The organism is Azospirillum sp. A23 (assembly GCF_042938965.1).
GTDB classification, from domain to species: Bacteria; Pseudomonadota; Alphaproteobacteria; order Azospirillales; family Azospirillaceae; genus Azospirillum; species Azospirillum melinis.
In genome coordinates, this window is the sequence record NZ_CP170666.1 from 657,419 (window position 1) to 674,811 (window position 17,393).

15 protein-coding genes are annotated in these 17,393 nt (G+C 67.4%); 9 read left to right on the top strand and 6 right to left on the bottom strand.

The features are described from left to right. Positions 1 to 172 precede the first annotated feature (172 nt). Together ABNQ40_RS11935 and ABNQ40_RS11940 are read right to left on the bottom strand one after the other, a co-directional pair. Positions 173 to 1,534 (bottom strand): globin-coupled sensor protein, encoded by a 1,362-nt coding sequence (locus ABNQ40_RS11935; protein WP_109049069.1) that lies wholly within the window; start codon positions 1,532 to 1,534, stop codon positions 173 to 175. A 181-nt stretch (positions 1,535 to 1,715) separates the two neighbouring features. Further along, positions 1,716 to 2,369: a TetR/AcrR family transcriptional regulator gene (locus ABNQ40_RS11940; protein WP_109049068.1), complete on the bottom strand. Its 654-nt coding sequence runs from the start codon at positions 2,367 to 2,369 to the stop codon at positions 1,716 to 1,718. Positions 2,370 to 2,587: 218 nt separating this feature from the next. On the opposite strand from ABNQ40_RS11940, the gene ABNQ40_RS11945 reads away from it, so the two are divergent. Further along, positions 2,588 to 4,156 (top strand): fatty acyl-CoA synthetase, encoded by a 1,569-nt coding sequence (locus tag ABNQ40_RS11945; RefSeq protein ID WP_109049067.1) that lies wholly within the window; start codon positions 2,588 to 2,590, stop codon positions 4,154 to 4,156. Positions 4,157 to 4,269: 113 nt separating this feature from the next. Here the strand turns inward: ABNQ40_RS11945 and ABNQ40_RS11950 are convergent, their stop codons facing one another. Together ABNQ40_RS11950 and ABNQ40_RS11955 are read right to left on the bottom strand one after the other, a co-directional pair. Next, complete coding sequence (locus ABNQ40_RS11950; protein ID WP_109049066.1) at positions 4,270 to 4,731, bottom strand: DUF4126 family protein; 462 nt, start codon at positions 4,729 to 4,731, stop codon at positions 4,270 to 4,272. Positions 4,732 to 4,795: 64 nt separating this feature from the next. Continuing rightward, complete coding sequence (locus ABNQ40_RS11955; RefSeq protein WP_247879697.1) at positions 4,796 to 6,268, bottom strand: aldehyde dehydrogenase; 1,473 nt, start codon at positions 6,266 to 6,268, stop codon at positions 4,796 to 4,798. Between the two features lie 63 nt (positions 6,269 to 6,331). Between ABNQ40_RS11955 and crtI the strand changes: the two genes are divergently transcribed. Genes crtI through ABNQ40_RS11980 form a run of 5 tightly spaced genes read left to right on the top strand, consistent with a single transcriptional unit; the run spans position 6,332 to position 12,585 of the window. After that, positions 6,332 to 7,885: a phytoene desaturase family protein gene (crtI, locus tag ABNQ40_RS11960; RefSeq protein ID WP_109049065.1), complete on the top strand. Its 1,554-nt coding sequence runs from the start codon at positions 6,332 to 6,334 to the stop codon at positions 7,883 to 7,885. Next, the gene (locus tag ABNQ40_RS11965; protein ID WP_109049064.1) at positions 7,882 to 9,435 is read left to right on the top strand and encodes an NAD(P)/FAD-dependent oxidoreductase; all 1,554 of its coding nucleotides are present in this window, start codon (positions 7,882 to 7,884) and stop codon (positions 9,433 to 9,435) included. The genes crtI and ABNQ40_RS11965 overlap by 4 nt, the downstream gene beginning before the upstream one ends. Positions 9,436 to 9,452: 17 nt before the next feature. Next, a complete protein-coding gene (locus tag ABNQ40_RS11970; protein ID WP_109049063.1) occupies positions 9,453 to 10,310 on the top strand; it encodes a lysophospholipid acyltransferase family protein in 858 nt (285 codons plus the stop codon). After that, the gene (locus ABNQ40_RS11975) at positions 10,307 to 11,476 is read left to right on the top strand and encodes a glycosyltransferase family 2 protein (RefSeq protein ID WP_109049062.1); all 1,170 of its coding nucleotides are present in this window, start codon (positions 10,307 to 10,309) and stop codon (positions 11,474 to 11,476) included. The genes ABNQ40_RS11970 and ABNQ40_RS11975 overlap by 4 nt, the downstream gene beginning before the upstream one ends. After that, complete coding sequence (locus tag ABNQ40_RS11980; protein WP_109049061.1) at positions 11,473 to 12,585, top strand: sulfotransferase; 1,113 nt, start codon at positions 11,473 to 11,475, stop codon at positions 12,583 to 12,585. The genes ABNQ40_RS11975 and ABNQ40_RS11980 overlap by 4 nt, the downstream gene beginning before the upstream one ends. Positions 12,586 to 12,589: 4 nt before the next feature. Here ABNQ40_RS11980 and mazG read toward each other — a convergent pair whose 3' ends face one another. Together mazG and ABNQ40_RS11990 are read right to left on the bottom strand one after the other, a co-directional pair. Then, positions 12,590 to 13,399 carry a nucleoside triphosphate pyrophosphohydrolase gene (gene mazG, locus ABNQ40_RS11985; RefSeq protein WP_109049060.1) on the bottom strand — a complete coding sequence of 270 codons (810 nt, stop codon included), beginning with the start codon at positions 13,397 to 13,399 and terminating at the stop codon, positions 12,590 to 12,592. 103 nt (positions 13,400 to 13,502) lie between these two features. Beyond that, on the bottom strand, positions 13,503 to 15,116 hold the full coding sequence (locus tag ABNQ40_RS11990; protein WP_247879695.1) for a diguanylate cyclase domain-containing protein: 1,614 nt from the start codon (positions 15,114 to 15,116) through the stop codon (positions 13,503 to 13,505). Positions 15,117 to 15,540: 424 nt separating this feature from the next. Between ABNQ40_RS11990 and ABNQ40_RS11995 the strand changes: the two genes are divergently transcribed. The 3 genes from ABNQ40_RS11995 (at position 15,541) to ABNQ40_RS12005 (ending at position 17,393) form a co-directional block, all read left to right on the top strand. Next, positions 15,541 to 15,747: a hypothetical protein gene (locus ABNQ40_RS11995; protein ID WP_109049058.1), complete on the top strand. Its 207-nt coding sequence runs from the start codon at positions 15,541 to 15,543 to the stop codon at positions 15,745 to 15,747. A gap of 183 nt (positions 15,748 to 15,930) precedes the next feature. Then, positions 15,931 to 16,383 (top strand): MarR family transcriptional regulator, encoded by a 453-nt coding sequence (locus ABNQ40_RS12000; RefSeq protein WP_109049057.1) that lies wholly within the window; start codon positions 15,931 to 15,933, stop codon positions 16,381 to 16,383. 92 nt (positions 16,384 to 16,475) lie between these two features. Beyond that, positions 16,476 to 17,393, top strand: coding sequence for an HlyD family secretion protein (locus ABNQ40_RS12005; protein ID WP_109049056.1), 918 nt, complete (start codon positions 16,476 to 16,478; stop codon positions 17,391 to 17,393).

Consider the following 17,393-nt stretch of genomic DNA (forward strand, 5'->3'; position numbering starts at 1 on the left):
TCGCCATTCCCGGGGCCATTCCTGGGGCCCTTCCCAGAGCCGTTCCCGCCGCCATCCCTTGCGCTGACCACGAACCCATACCTGTACGAATGATTTGCGACCGCCCCATGCTGCCCGCCGACGCCCCCGTCCGTCCAGCAGGCGAGGGGGCGCGGCAGCCATGCGCGGCGGATCAGCGGGCAGCGCGGATGCTGGTCAGGAAATCGCCGACGCCCCGGTTGAGATCGTCCGCCTGCCGGTGCAGCAGTCCGGCGGCGGCCAGCACCTCCTGCGCGATGCCGCCGGTCTCCGACGAGGACTGCGTGACCTCGCCGATGGAACCGGTGACCCGGCGGGTGCCGACCGCGACCTCCTGCACGTTCCGGGTGATCTCCTGCGTCGCGGCGGTCTGCTGCTCCACCGTCGCGGCGACCGTGGTGACGATCTCGTTGATGTGGACGATGGTGCGGCCCACGGCATGGATCGCATCGGCGGCCTGGACCGCGGCATTCTGCATGCCGGCGATCTGGCTGGAGATGTCCTCCGTCGCCTTGGCGGTCTGGTTGGCGAGGCTCTTCACCTCGCTGGCGACGACGGCGAAGCCTTTCCCCGCCTCGCCGGCCCGCGCCGCCTCGATGGTGGCGTTCAGAGCCAGCAGGTTCGTCTGGCTGGCGATGTTGTTGATCAGGTTGACCACGTCGCCGATGCGCTGGGCCGCCTCCACCAGACCGCTGACGGTTCCCTTGGTCCGTTCCGCCTCACCGACGGCGGAGGTGGAGATGCGGGAGGATTCGTTGACGTGCCGGCTGATGTCGGTGATGGAACTGGCAAGCTGTTCGGTCGCCGCGGCCACCGTCTGCATGCTGGACGAGGCGAATTCCGTCTCCGACGCGACATCGGCGGAGCGGCGGCTGGTGCTGGTGGCGATCTGGGACATGCGCTGGGCATGGGCCTGCATCTGGTTGGAGGCGGCGACCGTGCCCTCCACGATGCTTTTGACGCTGTCTTCGAAATTGCCGGCGAGCTGGTCGAGGGTGGCGCGCTTGCTCTCCTCTTCCGCCACCCGATAGGTCTCCAGCAGCAGTTCGATGTCGAACCACGCGATCTTGTTCAGCGTCTCCAGCTGTGCCGTCCGGTTGCGGCGGGCCGCCGCGCCGAACAGGCCGGCTCTCAGCCCCTCGTCGCCCCCGGTGAGGCCGAGTTCGCGGGCGAGGTTGGAACTGACGATGTAATGGCAGATCGACACCGCATAAGCCGGGACGCCGTTCTTGTAGAACAGGGTCGCAAGCCGTTTGGCGGACTCGGCGAAGCCGGCATCGATCCGACCGGACACGGCCCGCGTCCAATGATCCAGACGGGCGGCATGCACATCAGGGCGTTGCAGCGCCGCCTGGATTTCCGGCCATGCATCGAAATACCGATGCCACTCGGTCAGCAGTGCAGGAAGACGCTGCTCCGCAAACTCCCGGTTGCCCCTTAACCGGTCCAGATCATCGTGGGTGATCGAGAAGGTGGAAAGTCTCTTCGTCTGCACATCTGTCAGTTCGACGGTCATCTTCTGGACGATCCTCAGTTCCGGGGCCTCGCATGGATCGTTCTACGCCAGGAATGTTCTTCTGGATTGCCCCTCGACGGCAACTCACCACCTCATTTTTAGCATACCCACATATGTATAAGAAGGAGAGCAGTGGCCGGTCATACAACGCTGGCGGCAGGTCCACAGGCGCACTTTGGGCCTATGGTCGACGGGAACCCGGCGGCGGATTCACTCCCATGTCGGGACGCGGGCGCAGGCCGTTCAGCAGCAGGGCGATGGACTGGCGGGCGATCTCCGCCGGGTCCAGATCGCCGTCCGGGCTGTACCAGCGGGCGACCCAGCTGAGCGCACCCGACAGCGTGAAGGCGGCGATCTTCGGATCGCAGGGGACGATGCTGCCCTCGGCGATGCCGCGTTCGATCAGGTTGCGGAATTTCAGGTCGATGCGACGCTTCAGGCCGCGCAGGGTACGGCGGCTGTCCTCGGTCAGCGGTTCCTCGCCGACCCGGATCACGCACATGCCGAAATCCATGGTGACGATGTCGACATAGGTGATCATCACCTCCACCAGCTCGTCATAGGCGCTGCCGCCATGACCGGTCACGTCGTTCGAGGCGCTGTCGAGCATTTCCAGCCCGATCCGCACGCACTCGAACAGGATCTCCTCCTTGTTCTTTACATAATAATAGATCGTCGGTTTGGTCACGTTCAGCCGTCGGGCGATGTCGTCCAGCGAGGTGGCGTGATAGCCAAGCTCGTTGAAGGCCTGCGCCGCCGTCCGCAGCACGGCGATCCGCTTTTCCTCCCGTTCGCTGCGGCGGTCGGCGGCGGTCTTCCATGGCGAGTCCGACATGCGGTGCTGGCTCCCTTCGCTGATTCTTTCGGCCTATCGCTTTCCCATTTGGCTGTGCCCATGTCCAGGCCGGCAAACAGTCAGTTCGCCAAGCAAACTTGTTTCGGTTCCTACTTTCAAGTAACTTAGGTTTCATACAGTAAAGAAAAGGCCGGACGAGCCCATGACCGGGTGTGCGGCTGACGGCGTCAGAACCTTGCAGAACCGGGAGGACACGCATGCCCATGGACGTTGCCAAGGACGCCATCGCCGCGGCGCGCGGCACCAGCATCGGCGGGGCTCTGGCACGGGCGGCGCGGCGCTATGGCGACCGCATCGCCTTGCGCTACGACGGCCGGGACTGGAGCTTCGCCGGCCTGCATGAGGCTGCGAAGCGGGTGGCCCGGCGGCTCCACGACATGGGTCTGCGGCCGGGCGACCGGGTGGCCGCCTTCGGGCGCAATTCCGACGCCTATGTCGTGGCTTGGCTCGGCTGCGCGGTCGGCGGCTTCATCCATGTGCCGGTCAACTACGCCCTGACGGGAGAGGAGCTGTCCTACATCCTGACGCAGTCGGGCGCGCGGATGGTGCTGCACGACGCCGATCTGGCCGGCATCCTGGCCGATGCCGGGAAAGCGGCGCGGATGGAGTGGATCGGGACGCTGGCTGCCGGTGCCGGCGATCTGGACGTGCTGGCCATCGCACAGGAACGGGGCACCCCGGCGGACATCGACGTGGCGGTGGATGCTGATACGGTGGTCCAGCTTCTCTACACCTCCGGCACCACCGCGGCACCGAAGGGCGCGATGATGACCCATGGCGGCCTGCTGGCGGAGTATGAGAGCGCCATCCATGACTGCCGCTTCGCCGAGAGCGACCGGGCGTTGGCGGCGCTGCCGCTCTACCATTCGGCGCAGATGCATGTATTCCTGATGCCGCAGCTGATGGTCGGAGCCACCACCCTGCTGATCCAGGCTCCGGCCCTGAAGCAATGCCTGGAACTGATCGAGGCGCACCGCATCACCTCCTTCTTCGCGCCGCCCACGGTGTGGGTCGGGCTGCTGCGCCATCCGGATTTCGACGCGCATGATCTGGGGTCGCTGGAGAAGCTCTATTACGGCGCCTCGATCATGCCGGTTCCGGTGTTGCAGGAGCTTCGCCGGCGCCTGCCCAACGCCAAGCCCTTCAACTGTTACGGCCAGAGCGAGATCGGCCCGCTCGCCACCGTGCTGACACCGGAAGAGCATGAGGAGCGCCCCGCCTCCGCCGGCCGCCCGGTACTGAATGTCGAGACGCGGGTCGTCGATCTGGAAATGAACGATCTGGCACCGGGCAGCCATGGCGAGATCGTCCACCGTTCCCCCCAGTTGATGGTCGGCTATTGGGACAAGCCGCGCGAGACGGAGGAGGCCTTCCAGGGCGGCTGGTTCCATTCCGGCGACGTCGGCTATCTCGACGAGGCCGGTTATCTCTACATCGTCGACCGCATCAAGGACGTCATCAACACCGGCGGCGTGGTGGTCGCCAGCCGCGAGGTGGAGGAGGCGATCTACACCCATCCCGCCGTCGCCGAGGTCGCGGTGGTGGCGCTGCCCGACCCGAAATGGATCGAGGCGGTGACCGCCTTCGTCGTGCTGCGCCACGGCCGGAGCGTCGATGCCGAGGGTCTGATCGCCCATTGCCGCGGTCATCTGGCGCCCTTCAAGCTGCCCAAGCAGGTGCATTTCGTCGACAGCCTGCCGCGCAACACCGCCGGCAAGCTGCTGAAGCGGGAGCTTCGCCGGGCCTACAGCGAGACCGCGGCGTGAGTGCGGAAACATGAGCGTATACGAACCGCCGCTGCACGCCGTCCGCTTCCTCGTCAGCGAGGTGCTGTGAAGATCGCGACCCGAGCGATGGGGCGTCTAGGGGTAGCCGCCCCTCAAGCCGCGGAAACGATCAGCAGGGCCGCGACCAGCGCCACCGCATCCTCCAGCAGGGCGGCGGGGCGGTCGCGGCCGAATGCGGCGGCCATGCGCATGCGGGCGGCATAGCCGACCAGTGTGCCCACCACGGCGCCGATGCCGCCGGCCACCAGCCCGCCGATCCAGAATCCGGCATTCGTCCCGATGGCCGCACCGGCGATGGCGCCGCCGGCGATGCGGCTGGCGAAGGGGAAGGGCAGCTTGCGGCTGGGGGTGGTCGGCAGCTTGTCGACGACCAGTTCCACCACCGCCATGGCGGTGAAGACCCAGGGCGATACCGGATGCCCGAGGAAGAACAGCCAGCTTCCCGACACGTCGAGCCAGCCGCCATAAGCGGCCCAGCTGACGGCCGCCGGGGCGATCAAGGTGCGCGAGCCGGCGACGGCGCCGATCAGAAGGGCAAGGGCCAGGGCAAGCATCCGGTCATCCGTGTTTCGTTGGGGTCAAAGTCAGTCGTGGGCCACAGTCAGGTGAGGCCCATGGTCATCCGGCGGACCGTCCGCGCACCGCCTGCACCAGTCGCCGCAGCGCTCTGCCGCGGGTGCCGGGCCCGCCATGGAACAGGCGCAGCGCCGCCAGCATCAGCGCCTCGTCACCGGCGTGCGGCTGGTCGAAATGGGGGCGGAGCCGCCCCTTGCGGACCGAGACGGTCTTCACCTGCGTCATCTCCAGCAGCCCCTCGGTGCCACGGGTGACGCCCCAGCCGCTGGCATGCCGCCCACCGAAAGGCAGGCGCGGGTCGGCGGTCGGCACGATGAGGTCATTGATCGTCACGGTTCCGGCGTCGATCCGTCCGGCCAATTCCCGGGCCTGCATCTCCGGCCCGAACACGGATGCCCCCAGCGCATAGGGGCTGCCGGCCGCAACCGTCAGCGCCTCCTCCATGTCCCGCACCGGCACCAGCGACAGCAGCGGGGCGAAGACCTCCGCGCGCAGCAGCGCCATGTCGGGCGTCGCGTCGGCGAGGATCAGCGGCGCCATCGCCGGACTGTCCTCCCCCGGCAAAGCGCCCAGCGCACGGGCTCCGCCCGCCACCGCATCCTGGGCAAGGGCGGCGAGCCGGCGTCCGGTCGGCGGGGACACCGGCACCGCCGGTATCGCGCCGACATGGCGGAGGAGAGCGGCCTCCAGGCCCGCCGCCATGCCATGGGTGACGAACACCCTCCGTGGCGCAATGCAGGTGGCGGAGCCGTTGAGCCGAAGGCCGAAAGCCAGGGCGCGGGCGACCTGTTCCAGATTCGCACCCGGCAGGACAAAGACGGCGTCGTTGCCCGACAGCTCCATCGTCGAGGGCACCAGATGCCGGGCCAGCTTCTCCGCCACCACCCGTCCCGTATCGGCCGATCCGGTCAGCACCAGCTTGTCGATGCCCTCCTCGATGGCCTCCGCCACCGCGGCGGCGGATTCGTCCAGCACCCGGAACAGCCCAGGCGGCAATCCAGCCTCCTCCAGCCAAGCCCCAAGCAGGATCATCGGTGCGCTGCATCCCGGTGCCGGCTTGACCAGCACCCGGTTTCCGGCCGCCAGAGCCTGGACCGCCTGAACGCCCGGCAGCAGCAGGGGGTAATTGGCCGGACCGACGATCAACACGGTGCCGACCGGCTCCCGCCGCACCTCCGCCTCCACCCCGAACAGCCAGACCGGACGGCCGCGCCGACCCAGCCGCTTCGGCGCCAGCAGCCTGGACGCTTCCCGCTCCAGAAACCGGCAGGCCTCCGCCAGCGGCAGGATTTCCGCGCTGACGCTCTCGGCAGCGGTTCGGCCGGGCCGCGCCTGCAATGCTTCGACGAGGTCTTCCGCACCGGCGGCGATCCGGTGGCGAAGTCCACGAATAGTGGAAAGGCGTAGAGAAATATCTCGTTCGGACCATGCCGTAAAGCCGACCGCCCCCCGAGGGATCGCTTTTCTTATCCAAGGAGATAAGACATCAGGAGAGGGGTTGTTGTTGCGATCCATTTTCGACCCAGCTTCGTAAAGATCACGACTGAATTTTGCAGCGCAGGAGCGTTTGGCAAGCGGATGGAACGACAAGTCGTGATCATCGGCGCGGGACCGGGCGGATTGGCATCCGCGATGCTCCTCGCGCTCACCGGAGCGAAGGTGACGGTGCTGGAACGGCAGGACCGCATCGGCGGCAGGTCGGCGGGCTTCTCGCTTGACGGCTACCGCTTCGACAGCGGCCCCACCTTCTTCCTCTATCCCCGCATTCTGGAGGAAATCTTCGAGGCCTGCGGACGGCGGCTGTCGGACGAGGTCGACCTGATCCGCCTCGACCCGCTTTACCGGCTGGTGTTCGAAGGCGGCGGGGACCTGCGTGTCCATGCCCAGGTGAAAGCGCTGATGGCGGAGATCGCCAAGCTCAGCCCGGGCGACGCCGACGGGTTTCCGCGCTTCCTGGCCGACAACCGGGCGAAGATGGAGCGTTTCCGCCCGGTTCTGGAATCCGATTTCTCCAGCCCCTGGGCGCTCGCCTCGCTGCCGATGCTGAAGGCCCTGGGCAGGCTGGCGCCACACCGCTCGGTGGACCGCGACCTGTCCCGCTATTTCCAGGATCCGCGCATCCGCCTCGCCTTCTCGTTTCAGAGCAAATATCTGGGCATGTCGCCCTTCCGCTGTCCCAGCCTGTTCACCATCCTGTCCTTCCTGGAGCATGAGCACGGCATCTTCCATCCCCGCGGCGGGACGGAATCGGTGATGGAGGCGATGCGGAGGGTGGCGGAAAGCCTGGGCGTCACCGTCCGGCTGAACGAGACGGTGCGCCATATCAAGTTCCAGGGCCGCCGCGCCGTCGGCGTGCGGACGGACGCCGGCGATTATCCGGCCGACGCGCTGGTCATCAACGCCGACTTCGCCCGCGCCATGACCACGCTGGTGCCAGACGATCTGCGCCGGCGCTGGAGCGACGCCCGCCTCGCCACCAAGAAATTCTCCTGCTCCACCTTCATGATGTATCTGGGCATCGAAGGCAAAGTGGACGGGCTGGACCACCACACCGTCTATCTGGCGGAGGATTACGCCCGCAACCTCGCGGAGATCGAGGAGTGCCGGGAGTTGCCGCGCAAGCCGTCGATCTATGTGCAGAACGCCTGCGTCACCGATCCCGATCTGGCGCCGCCGGGTGGCAGCACGCTCTACATCCTGGTGCCCGTCGGCCACCAGCGCGGCCACATCGATTGGAAGGCGGAGGCGCCGCATTACCGCAGGCTGGTGCTCGACCGGCTGGCCGGCTTCGGCCTGACCGATCTGAAGCGCCGCATCCGGGTGGAGCGGGTTGTGACGCCGGCCGACTGGGACAGCCAGTTCGCCGTGCACCGCGGCGCCACCTTCAATCTGGCGCACAGCCTGGACCAGATGCTTCACCGCCGTCCGCGCAACCGGTTCGAGGATCTGGACGGCGTCTATCTGGTGGGCGGCGGCACCCATCCCGGCAGTGGCCTGCCGGTCATTTTCGAAGGCGCACGCATCACGGCGCGGCTGTTGGCCCAGGAACTGGGCCTGCCGACGCCTTGGCGCACAAAGACCATGGGCTTGTCCGGCATGCTGCGGCAGGCCGTTGCAGGGGGGATGGCATGACGGATCGGATCGCAGTGATCGGCGGGGGCCTGGGCGGACTGGCGGCGGCGGTGGTGCTGGCGGCGCGCGGGCACAAGGTGACCCTGCTGGAAAAGAACGCCTGGGTCGGCGGCAAGGCGGCCGTTCTGGAGGAAGGCGGGTTCCGCTTCGACATGGGGCCGACCATCCTGACGGTGCCGCGCGTCCTGCGCCGAATCCTGGAGGAGGCCGGCTGCGATCTGGACCAGGAGCTGGACATGGTCCGGCTGGAGCCGCAATGGCGCTGCTTCTTCGACGACGGCACGGTGCTGGACCTGTCGGAGAATGTCGGAACCATGGCGGCGGAGCTGGACAGGCTGGCGCCCGGCCGCGGGGCGGGGGAGGGCTATCGCCGCTTCCAGGCGATGTCGGAACGGCTGCACGGCATCTCCGAACGCTTCTTCTTCTGGAAGTCGGTGGAGGATCTCGGCGACACGCTGAACTTCCGCAACAGCTTCAACGCCAGCACCCTGTCGGACGTGCTGGCGCTCCGCATGGGCAGCACGGTCGCCGGCACCATCCGCGGCCATGTGCCGGATGCGCGGGCGGCGCAGATGCTGGACCATTTCACCCAGTATGTCGGATCCTCGCCCTACGGCTCTCCGGCGGTGCTGTGCGCCATCGCCCACATGCAGACCAATGACGGCGTCTGGTATCCGATGGGCGGCACACGTGCCGTGCCGACGGCGCTGGAGCGGGTGGCGAGGCGGCTCGGCGTGGAAATCCGCACCAACACCGGTGTTCGCCGTCTTCAGGTGGAACGCGGCCGGGTGGTGGCGGTCGAGACGGACGGCGGCGAGCGCATCCCGGTTTCGGCCGCCGTGTCGAACATGGATTCGGTCCGCACATATCAGGAACTGATCGGCGGACCGCCGGCCAAGCGCTTCGCCAAGCGCCGCAGCTACGAGCCGGCCTGTTCCGGCGTGGTGTTCTATCTGGGCCTGGACCGCGCCTACGATCATCTGCTGCACCATGACTTCGTCTTCTCGCGCGATCCGGAAGAGGAATTCGACTGGATCTATCGCCAGGGCGAGCCGGCACCCGACCCGACCTGCTACATCGCCGCTCCGGCCCGCACCGAGCCGGGCGTCGCACCGGCGGGCGGCGAGGCGCTGTATGTGCTGGTCCACACCCCCTATCTGCGCGAGCGTCACGACTGGAACCGCATGCTGCCGGCCTACCGCCGCGTGGTGTTCGACAAGCTGAAGCGCACCGCCGGCATGCCCGATCTGGAGGACCGCATCCGGGTCGAGCATGTGCTGACGCCACAGGACATCAACGACCGCTACAATGTGCTGAACGGCGCCATCTATGGCTTGGCGAGCCATGGCCGCTTCATGGGCGCCTTCAAGCCCGGCAACCGTTCCCGCGATGTCGAGGGCCTGTATCTGGCCGGTGGAGCCGCCCATCCCGGGCCGGGCATGCCGATGGTGCTGATGTCGGGCTGGATCGCCGCCGACAGCCTCGATCAGGACATGCGCGACGGCGTCCACGGTGATGCCGGGGCAGGCTCCGCGCGCGCCGTGGCCTGACGGAAGGCGGCGGGAGGATGACGGACGATCCGGTTGCGTTACGGTCCCGGCTGCTCTGCTGGTTCTTCGGTGGCGTCATGGCCCGGCGGCTGCGGCGCGGCTTCCATGCGGTGCGGCTGGCGCGGCCGGGCTGGCCGGCCCTGCCGCCGGGCCGTCCGGTCATCGTCTATCTCAACCACCCATCCTGGTGGGATCCGGCACTGCTGATCGTGATGGGCACCACCCGCTTCCACGACCGGCCGGGCTATGGGCCGATCGATGCGGAGATGCTGCGCCGCTACCGCTTCATGCGCCGCATCGGCCTGTTCGGGCTGGAGTCCGGCCGCGCCGGAGCCGTCTCCTTCCTGCGCAACGCCGAACACATCCTGGGCGACCCGCGCGCCATGCTGTGGATCACGGCGGAGGGTGCCTTCACCGACCCGCGCCGCCGCCCGGTGACCTTGCGGCCGGGCATCGCCCATCTGGTCCGCCGCATGCCCACCGCCCTGGTGGTGCCGCTGGCGGTCGAATACCCGTTCTGGGACGAGCGCACGCCGGAGGCGCTGATGCGGTTCGGCCAACCCTTCGAAGCCGCCGCTTTTGCCGGTCTGCCGGTGCAGGACATCGCGGCGGAGTTGGAAGAGCGACTGGAGACGGTGATGGACCAGTTGGCGCTCGATGCGCAAGGCCGCGACCCGGCGCGTTTCCTGACGCTGATCGAGGGAATGGTCGGGGTCGGCGGCATTTACGACCTGTGGCGCCGGCTGCGCGCCCTGGCCGGCGGACAGAGCTTCTCTCCGGGCCATGGCAGCCGGGAGGAGGATGGCAGGCAAGGGAGCAGCCGGCAAGGACCGGCCCGGCAGCAGGAGATGCAGCAGGAGATCGAGGGGCCATGAGCGTCATCGTCCTGATCGCCGCGCTGTCGCTGCTCCTGGCCCTGCTGCCGCTGGGGCAGGGGATCGTGAACCTGTTCCTCTACCGCCGCCCGACCGTCGAGCCGCCGCCGGGCACCGCCGTCAGCATCCTGATCCCCGCCCGCAACGAGGAAGCCGGCATCGCCGCCGCCGTCGACGCCGCCCTGCTCAGCCGTGGTGTCGATGTCGAGGTGGTTGTGCTGGATGACCACTCCACCGACCGCACGGCGGAGATCGTCCAGGCCATCGCCGCCCGCGATCCGCGCGTTCGTCTGGAGAGCGCGCCGCCGCTGCCGCCGGGCTGGTCAGGCAAGCAGCATGCCTGTCAGATGCTCGCCGGATTGGCGCGGTACCCGGTTCTGCTGTTCCAGGACGCCGATGTGCGGTTGTCGCCGACGGCGGCCCGCCGGGTCGGCGGCGCCCTGCTGGCGGGTGAATGCGGTCTGGTCAGCGGCTTCCCGCGCGAGGAGACCGGAACGCTGGCGGAAGCGCTGGTGATCCCGCTGATCCATTTGCTGTTGCTGGGCTATCTGCCGATGGCGGCGATGCGGCGATCGGCCGATCCGCGCTTTGGTGCTGCCTGCGGCCAGCTGATCGCGGTTCGGCGGGACGCCTATCTGAAGGCCGGCGGCCATGCGGCCATCGCGACGTCGCTGCATGATGGGGTGACGCTGCCGCGTGCCTTCCGTCGGGCGGGGCAGGGTACCGACCTGTTCGACGCCACCGGCTTTGCCCGCTGCCGGATGTATCGCGGCTGGCGCGAGGTGTGGTCCGGCTTTTCCAAGAACGCGACGGAGGGAATGGCGACCCCGGCCGCCCTGCCGGTCTGGACGCTGCTGCTGTTCAACGGCCATGTGATGCCCTGGGTTCTGCTCGGCTGGGCGGCGCTCCGTCCACTGCCCATTTCGGCGGTCGTGCTGGCGGGGCTGGCGGCGGCGGCCGGGCTGCTCTTCCGCCTGCTGCTGGCCGTCCGCTTCCGCCAGAGCGTCGTCGGCGCCCTGTTGCACCCGGTCGGCGTGCTCATCATGCTGGCGATCCAATGGACGGCGCTGCTGCGCGCCCGCCATGGCAAGCCGTCGGAATGGCGCGGCAGGGCCTATCCGGCTGGGCCGGGGCCGGGGGTGGAGCCGGGACAAGGTGTTCCATGACGCCCTGGCTGCGCCGCCACGGCCACCGCATCTTCCACCCGCTGGCCGGGGCCGATGCCGCCACGCTGGCAAAGGTTCTGCGCGATGGCGGCGGTGTCGGGCCGCTGCACCTGCATCGCGTCGCGACCGCGCTGGGCGCCGCCGCGATCCGCGCACCGCTCGACCTGCTGGAACGGCGGCGGGTGACGGAGCTGGTCGGGCAGGGCAGGGCCGCAGGGCCGCCGCCGCTGTTCATCCTCGGCCATTGGCGCAGCGGCACCACCCATCTGCTGAATCTGCTGGCACAGGATGCGAGGTTCGCCGCCCCCGATCCGCTGGCGGTCGGCCTGCCCTGGGGCTTCCTCGGCCTGAATTCCTTCTGGCGCGCGCGGCTGGAGGAGTGGCTGCCGCCCGACCGCATCATCGACGCCATGCCGGTCGATCCGACCTCTCCGCAGGAGGATGAACTGGCGCTGGCCCTGATGCAGCCGCTGTCCTACTACCACGGCATCTTCTTCCCCAGGCACCTGCACCGCGCCTTCCGCCAGGGTGTGCTGTTCGAGGGATGCCGGCCAAAGGCCATCGCGCTGTGGCGCCGCCGAATGGACCATTACCTGAGCAAGATGCAGATCCAGTACGGCGGACGGCGGCTGCTGATCAAGAATCCGGCGCACACGCCGAAGCTCGCGGAACTGCTGGCGCTGCGGCCCGATGCCGTTTTCGTCCACATCCACCGCGACCCCTATGAGGTCTTCAGCTCGACCCGGCGCATGCTGCTGACCCTGCTGCGGGAATTCTCGCTGCAATCCTACGATCCGCGGGCGGTGGACGATCTGGTGCTGGATCTTTATCCGGCGATGATGGCCCGGTTCGACTGCGACCGGGCGCTGCTGCCGCCCGGCCGGCTGGTGGAGATCCGCTACGACCGCTTCGTCGCCGATCCGCTGGAGACGCTTTCCGGGATCTATGACGGGCTCGATCTCGGCCCCTTCGCGCCGGTTCAGCCGAAAATGGAACGCTATCTGGCAAGCGTGCGCGATTATCGCCGAGCCCGGCACGATCTTGAGGATCAGGCCCGCCGCGCGGTGCGCCGCCGGTGGGCCTTCGCCTTCGACCGCTGGGGCTACTGACCAGTCAGGCTTCGCCGCGCTCCTCGCGCTTGGCCTGCTGCCACATGGCCTCCATCTCGTCCAGCGTGGCGTCCTGGGGCTTGCGTCCCTCGGCGGACAGCAGCGCCTCGATCCGGTGGAAGCGGCGTTCGAACTTGGCGTTGGTGCCACGGAGCGCCGTTTCCGGCTCCACCTTCATCCGGCGGGCGAGGTTGACCAGCGCGAACAGCAGGTCGCCGAGTTCGTCCGCCACCCGCTCCTGCGCCGAACCGGCATCCATCTCGGCCCGCAGCTCCTGCACCTCCTCCTCGATCTTGTCGAGGATGTCGCGGGCGTCGGTCCAATCGAAACCGACCCGCGCGGCGCGATTCTGCAGCTTCAGCGCCCGGGTCAGCGCCGGCAGCCCGGCGATGACGCCTTCCAGCGCCGACGGCGCCCGGCCTTCCTCGGCGGCCTTGGCCGCCCGCTCGGCCGCCTTGTGGTCCTCCCAGCGCGAAGTCTGCTGGTCCGACGATTTCACCTCCTCCGGCCCGAAGACGTGGGGATGGCGGCGGATCATCTTGTCGGTGATGACCCCGGCGACCTCGTCGAAATCGAACAGCCCCTCTTCGCGCGCCATCTGGCTGTAATAGACGACCTGGAACAGCAGATCGCCCAGTTCCTCACGCAGGGCGGCCTTGTCGTCCTTCTCGATGGCGTCGGCGACCTCATAGGCTTCTTCGATCGTGTGCGGCGCGATGGTGCGATAGGTCTGCTCCAGATCCCACGGGCATCCGCCGTCGGGATTCCGCAGCCGCGCCATCACGTCGAGCAGCCGGTCGATGTTGCGGGTCATGTCTTACGGTCTCCGATTGCGGGGAGGTGAAAGTCCGCGACGATAACCGAGCGGAGCGGGCGGTGGAAGCGGCGAGGGCGGACGCCGTTGTAGACCGGGCAGCCTAGGCGGAGCCGCCGCCGGCTGCATCGGCCGACGCAGGAACCGGACGCCCATGCAGGCCGACCTGCCCGCGTCCATTGCGCTTGGCGGCATACAATGCCTGGTCGGCATAGCGCAGGACCGTGTCGAAATCCGTGTCGTCGACCGGCCACAGCGCCATCCCGATGCTGCACCCGATACCGATTTCCGCTTGCTCCAGCCTCATCGGAGCCGACAGCGAGGCGATGATGCGGGCCGCGACCTCCTGCGGCGTCAGCCAGTCTGCCTGTGGGAGTGCGAGGCAGACCAGGAACTCGTCGCCGCCGAGCCGGATGACCTCGTCGCCGTCACGCACGCAGTTGAGCAGCCGGCGCCCGACCTCCGCCAGCACGGCATCGCCGACATGGTGCCCGTGGCGGTCGTTCACCGGCTTGAAGCCATCCAGGTCGATGCAGAGCGTCGCCACCGTCGGGCGCCTGCCGGGCGGCAGGTCGGCCAACTCCCGAACCCTGGCTTCGAGGTAGCGGCGATTCCCCAGGGCGGTGAGTTGATCCTTGTAGGCGAAGCCATGCAGGGTGGCGCCCATGTCGTGGATCGCCTGCGCGGCGTTGCCCATCTCCCGTGTCTGGAATCCGGCTGCGGCACTCTTCGAGACGGAATCGATCCGCCCCGCCGACAGGTCGGTGGCGGAGCGCTGGAGGTCACGCAGCCCGCGCAGGACAAGGACGTCGAGCAGGAACCAGACGCCGGCGACGATCGTTGCAACGACGCCGGCCAGGATCGCGATGCCCCACATGATCTTGCCGTTCACTTCGTCGAGGACGAGATCGCGCGGCACCCCGACAGCGATCCGCCCGCCGGTGTCCTCCAGCTTCGCAAAACCGATGATCCGCGGATGGTCTTCAAAACCGGGACGCTCGACGATGCCGAAGTCGGCCTGGAAGATCGCGCGTGTGACGGGATGGTCGGCCATGGGCTTGCCAATCAGGGCGCTCGGCCCCGGTTCGCGCGCCAGGATCGTTCCCTCGGCGTCGAACAGGGTCACCGTGGTTCCGGGAGCTTCCGCGGCCTCCCTCGTCAGGTCGCCCAGCCATTTCAAATCCAGTCCGGTCAACAGAACCGCCTTGACGGCACCATCCTGATCGAGAAGGGGCAGGGCGGCGGCGAGAAGAGGCTTGCCGGAGCCTCGCCCAATGCGGAAATTGCTGGTGCTGAATGCCTTCGTGGCCAGCGCCAGCATGAAGTAATCCTGATCCGCCACCGTCGTCACCGGGCTGCTGCCAAGTCCCGTCCGGCAGATAATCCGGCCGTCAGGGGCGGCGACGGCAAAGCCGGTGCTCCAGGGCTGGAACGCCATGGCCCTGCGCAGGGGCGGGCCGCAATCCTCGGCCCCGTCCCTCCGGACCTCGGGGATCAAAGCCAGCGTCTGCAAGGTCTCGCGAACCCGCGCGATGGCATCGGCATGCTGGGATGCACCTTGCTCGGCAAGCATCAGAACGCGTTGACGGGCATGTTCGATGTCGGCGTTCCATTGCTGCAGGTAGAGCGACAGAACAAGACCAACCAATGGCAAGAATGCGGTTACGATAAAAATTTCGAGCCGGACACGCAGCCCCATACCGCCCCAGATATTCATTATGGATTTTCTTATAGACCCAATGAACATGTCATTTCCAGAACGGCAGGAGTATTTCGATGGCCGAGGTTAAACACCATAGGTATGCGATTGAGCAAAAAGATTGGAGTTACAGTTGCGCCAAAGCGTCCACTGTCCGAAGGGACGCACCGGACCCCTCCATAGAGCCGGTTGGGGAGACCGTATGCCTCCAGTATTTCGAAAATGCCAGTTCTTCTTGTTAAATTCGCTTATGCTTGATGCAACCCGGCCATGCGAGGGACTGACAGTTTAGCTTTGCGCTTACAAAGAAAAAAACACATAATTAACATTATGGAAACTAATTCCATAAGCCGAGCGATCTATTGCGCGGCGAGCCGCATCCGCAGTTCAGTGACATACTGGAGCGGCGTCATGTCGGTAACCGACATGGATAACCCGTGCCGTGTCCGACGAGGCGCAGAGCGCCGGCGGCCTGATCGTCGCCGCGGTGCAACTCGCCATTGCCACGGGGAGCCGCGGCGGGGGAGCCATCTTCGGTGTCAGCGGCCTGACCGGGGTGTTCACCATGATGGCCGGAGCGGTGCTGCTGCTGATCGCCGTCCTGACCATCCTGCTCGGCGTCCGCACCCGGACGGTCGAGACCGCCTGAACATCGCATCCCCAACCGATACGCCCGGAGGGGAACTATCTCCCGGCCCCGCCGGTCGCCACGCAGGCGACCGGCGGGGCCGTCGTGCTTTTTGCACTGCGGCATTCCAGCCATGCGGCGAACGGGGCCTCAGGACCACACCTGCCTCTTGCTGGATTTAGATAGCAAACCTATTAAATAGGAATGCTACAAGATAAGGCTCTGCGCCTTCCTCCGAATTTTGGCTTGCACCTGTTCCGCGCCTCCCATCTGTGGCGGCGGGCGGCGAACAAGGTACTGGCGGACAGCGGTTTTTCCGCATCGGCCATCACGCCGCTGATGCTGCTGGCCGAACTTGGCGACGGGTTGCGCCAGCGCGAGCTGGCGGAGGAGATGGGCGTCGAAGGCCCGTCGCTCGTGCGTGTGCTCGACGGGCTGGAAAGCGCTGGATTGCTGGAGCGGCGCGAGGATCCCTGCGACCGCCGGGCGAAGACCCTGCACATGACAGATGCCGGCCGGCACCTGCTGGTGCAGGTGAACGAGGCGCTGAACGACGTCCGTCAGCGCCTGATGGCGGAAGCGGGGGAGGCCGATGTCGAGGCCTGCTACCGCGTGCTTTCCATCATCGAAGCCAACGCCAAGCGTGAACAGACCTGATCGTGCCGTGTTCTCCGGGGATGCGCGCCATGGCCGGTTCCGGCCGCGGCGACCTCCGGTCGCATCGGTGCGGTGATTGAGGAACCAAGACCGTGACACTCTTTCCTTCCTTCCGGACCGTGGTCCGGATCGCCGTGACCCTATTGGTGACCGTGGCGGCGGCCGGCAGCGGGCTGTGGCTGTGGGATTATTACATGAACGAGCCCTGGACCCGTGACGGCCGCGTCCGTGCCGACATCGTCCAGGTGTCCTCCGACGTCGCCGGTCTGGTGACCGACGTCCGCGTGACCGACAACCAGCTGGTCCACAAGGGCGACCTGCTGTTCGTCGTAGATCCCGGCCGCTACAAGCTGGCGGTGGAACAGGCCCAGGCCAACCTCGACAGCACCAAGGCGGAACTGGCCTACCGAACCGCCGAAGCCCGCCGGTACGAGCAGCTGGGCACCAACGTCGTCTCCACCGCCCAGAAGCAGGAGGTGGCGTCGGCCATGTCCAAGGCCGCCGCCGCCGCCAAGCAGACCGAGGCGGCGCTGGACCTCGCCCGCTTCAACCTGGAGCGGACGGAGGTCAAGGCGACGGTCGACGGCTATGTCACCAACCTCCAGATGAAGGCCGGCAATTATGTCGCCGCCGGTCAGGCGGTGGTAGCGCTGATCGACAGCCATTCCTTCTATGTCATGGGCTATTTCGAGGAAACCAAGCTGCCGCGCATCCATGTCGGCGCGCCAGTCTCCGTCCGCATCATGGGGGCGGGCGCCGATCTGCGCGGCCGGGTCGACAGCATCACCCGCGCGATCGTCGACCGCGACCGGGCGGAGGGCACGGGACTGGTCGCCAACGTCAACCCGACCTTCAACTGGGTCCGGTTGGCCCAGCGCATCCCCGTGCGCATCGCGCTGGACGAGGTCCCGGACGGCCTGCAGCTGGTCGCCGGCCGCACCGCGACCGTGTCGGTGATCGGGTCTCCCGACAGCACGCCGAAGGTTGCCCAGCTGCCGGCCGGGCAGTGA

What these genes read in the sequence shown, in the direction of transcription:
- ABNQ40_RS11935 (WP_109049069.1), bottom strand. Translation starts at nt 1,534, where the DNA reads ATGACCGTCGAACTGACAGATGTGCAGACGAAGAGACTTTCCACCTTC.
- ABNQ40_RS11940 (WP_109049068.1), bottom strand. Translation starts at nt 2,369, where the DNA reads ATGTCGGACTCGCCATGGAAGACCGCCGCCGACCGCCGCAGCGAACGG.
- ABNQ40_RS11945 (WP_109049067.1), top strand. Translation starts at nt 2,588, where the DNA reads ATGCCCATGGACGTTGCCAAGGACGCCATCGCCGCGGCGCGCGGCACC.
- ABNQ40_RS11950 (WP_109049066.1), bottom strand. Translation starts at nt 4,731, where the DNA reads ATGCTTGCCCTGGCCCTTGCCCTTCTGATCGGCGCCGTCGCCGGCTCG.
- ABNQ40_RS11955 (WP_247879697.1), bottom strand. Translation starts at nt 6,268, where the DNA reads ATGGATCGCAACAACAACCCCTCTCCTGATGTCTTATCTCCTTGGATA.
- crtI (WP_109049065.1), top strand. Translation starts at nt 6,332, where the DNA reads ATGGAACGACAAGTCGTGATCATCGGCGCGGGACCGGGCGGATTGGCA.
- ABNQ40_RS11965 (WP_109049064.1), top strand. Translation starts at nt 7,882, where the DNA reads ATGACGGATCGGATCGCAGTGATCGGCGGGGGCCTGGGCGGACTGGCG.
- ABNQ40_RS11970 (WP_109049063.1), top strand. Translation starts at nt 9,453, where the DNA reads ATGACGGACGATCCGGTTGCGTTACGGTCCCGGCTGCTCTGCTGGTTC.
- ABNQ40_RS11975 (WP_109049062.1), top strand. Translation starts at nt 10,307, where the DNA reads ATGAGCGTCATCGTCCTGATCGCCGCGCTGTCGCTGCTCCTGGCCCTG.
- ABNQ40_RS11980 (WP_109049061.1), top strand. Translation starts at nt 11,473, where the DNA reads ATGACGCCCTGGCTGCGCCGCCACGGCCACCGCATCTTCCACCCGCTG.
- mazG (WP_109049060.1), bottom strand. Translation starts at nt 13,399, where the DNA reads ATGACCCGCAACATCGACCGGCTGCTCGACGTGATGGCGCGGCTGCGG.
- ABNQ40_RS11990 (WP_247879695.1), bottom strand. Translation starts at nt 15,116, where the DNA reads ATGAATATCTGGGGCGGTATGGGGCTGCGTGTCCGGCTCGAAATTTTT.
- ABNQ40_RS12000 (WP_109049057.1), top strand. Translation starts at nt 15,931, where the DNA reads ATGCTACAAGATAAGGCTCTGCGCCTTCCTCCGAATTTTGGCTTGCAC.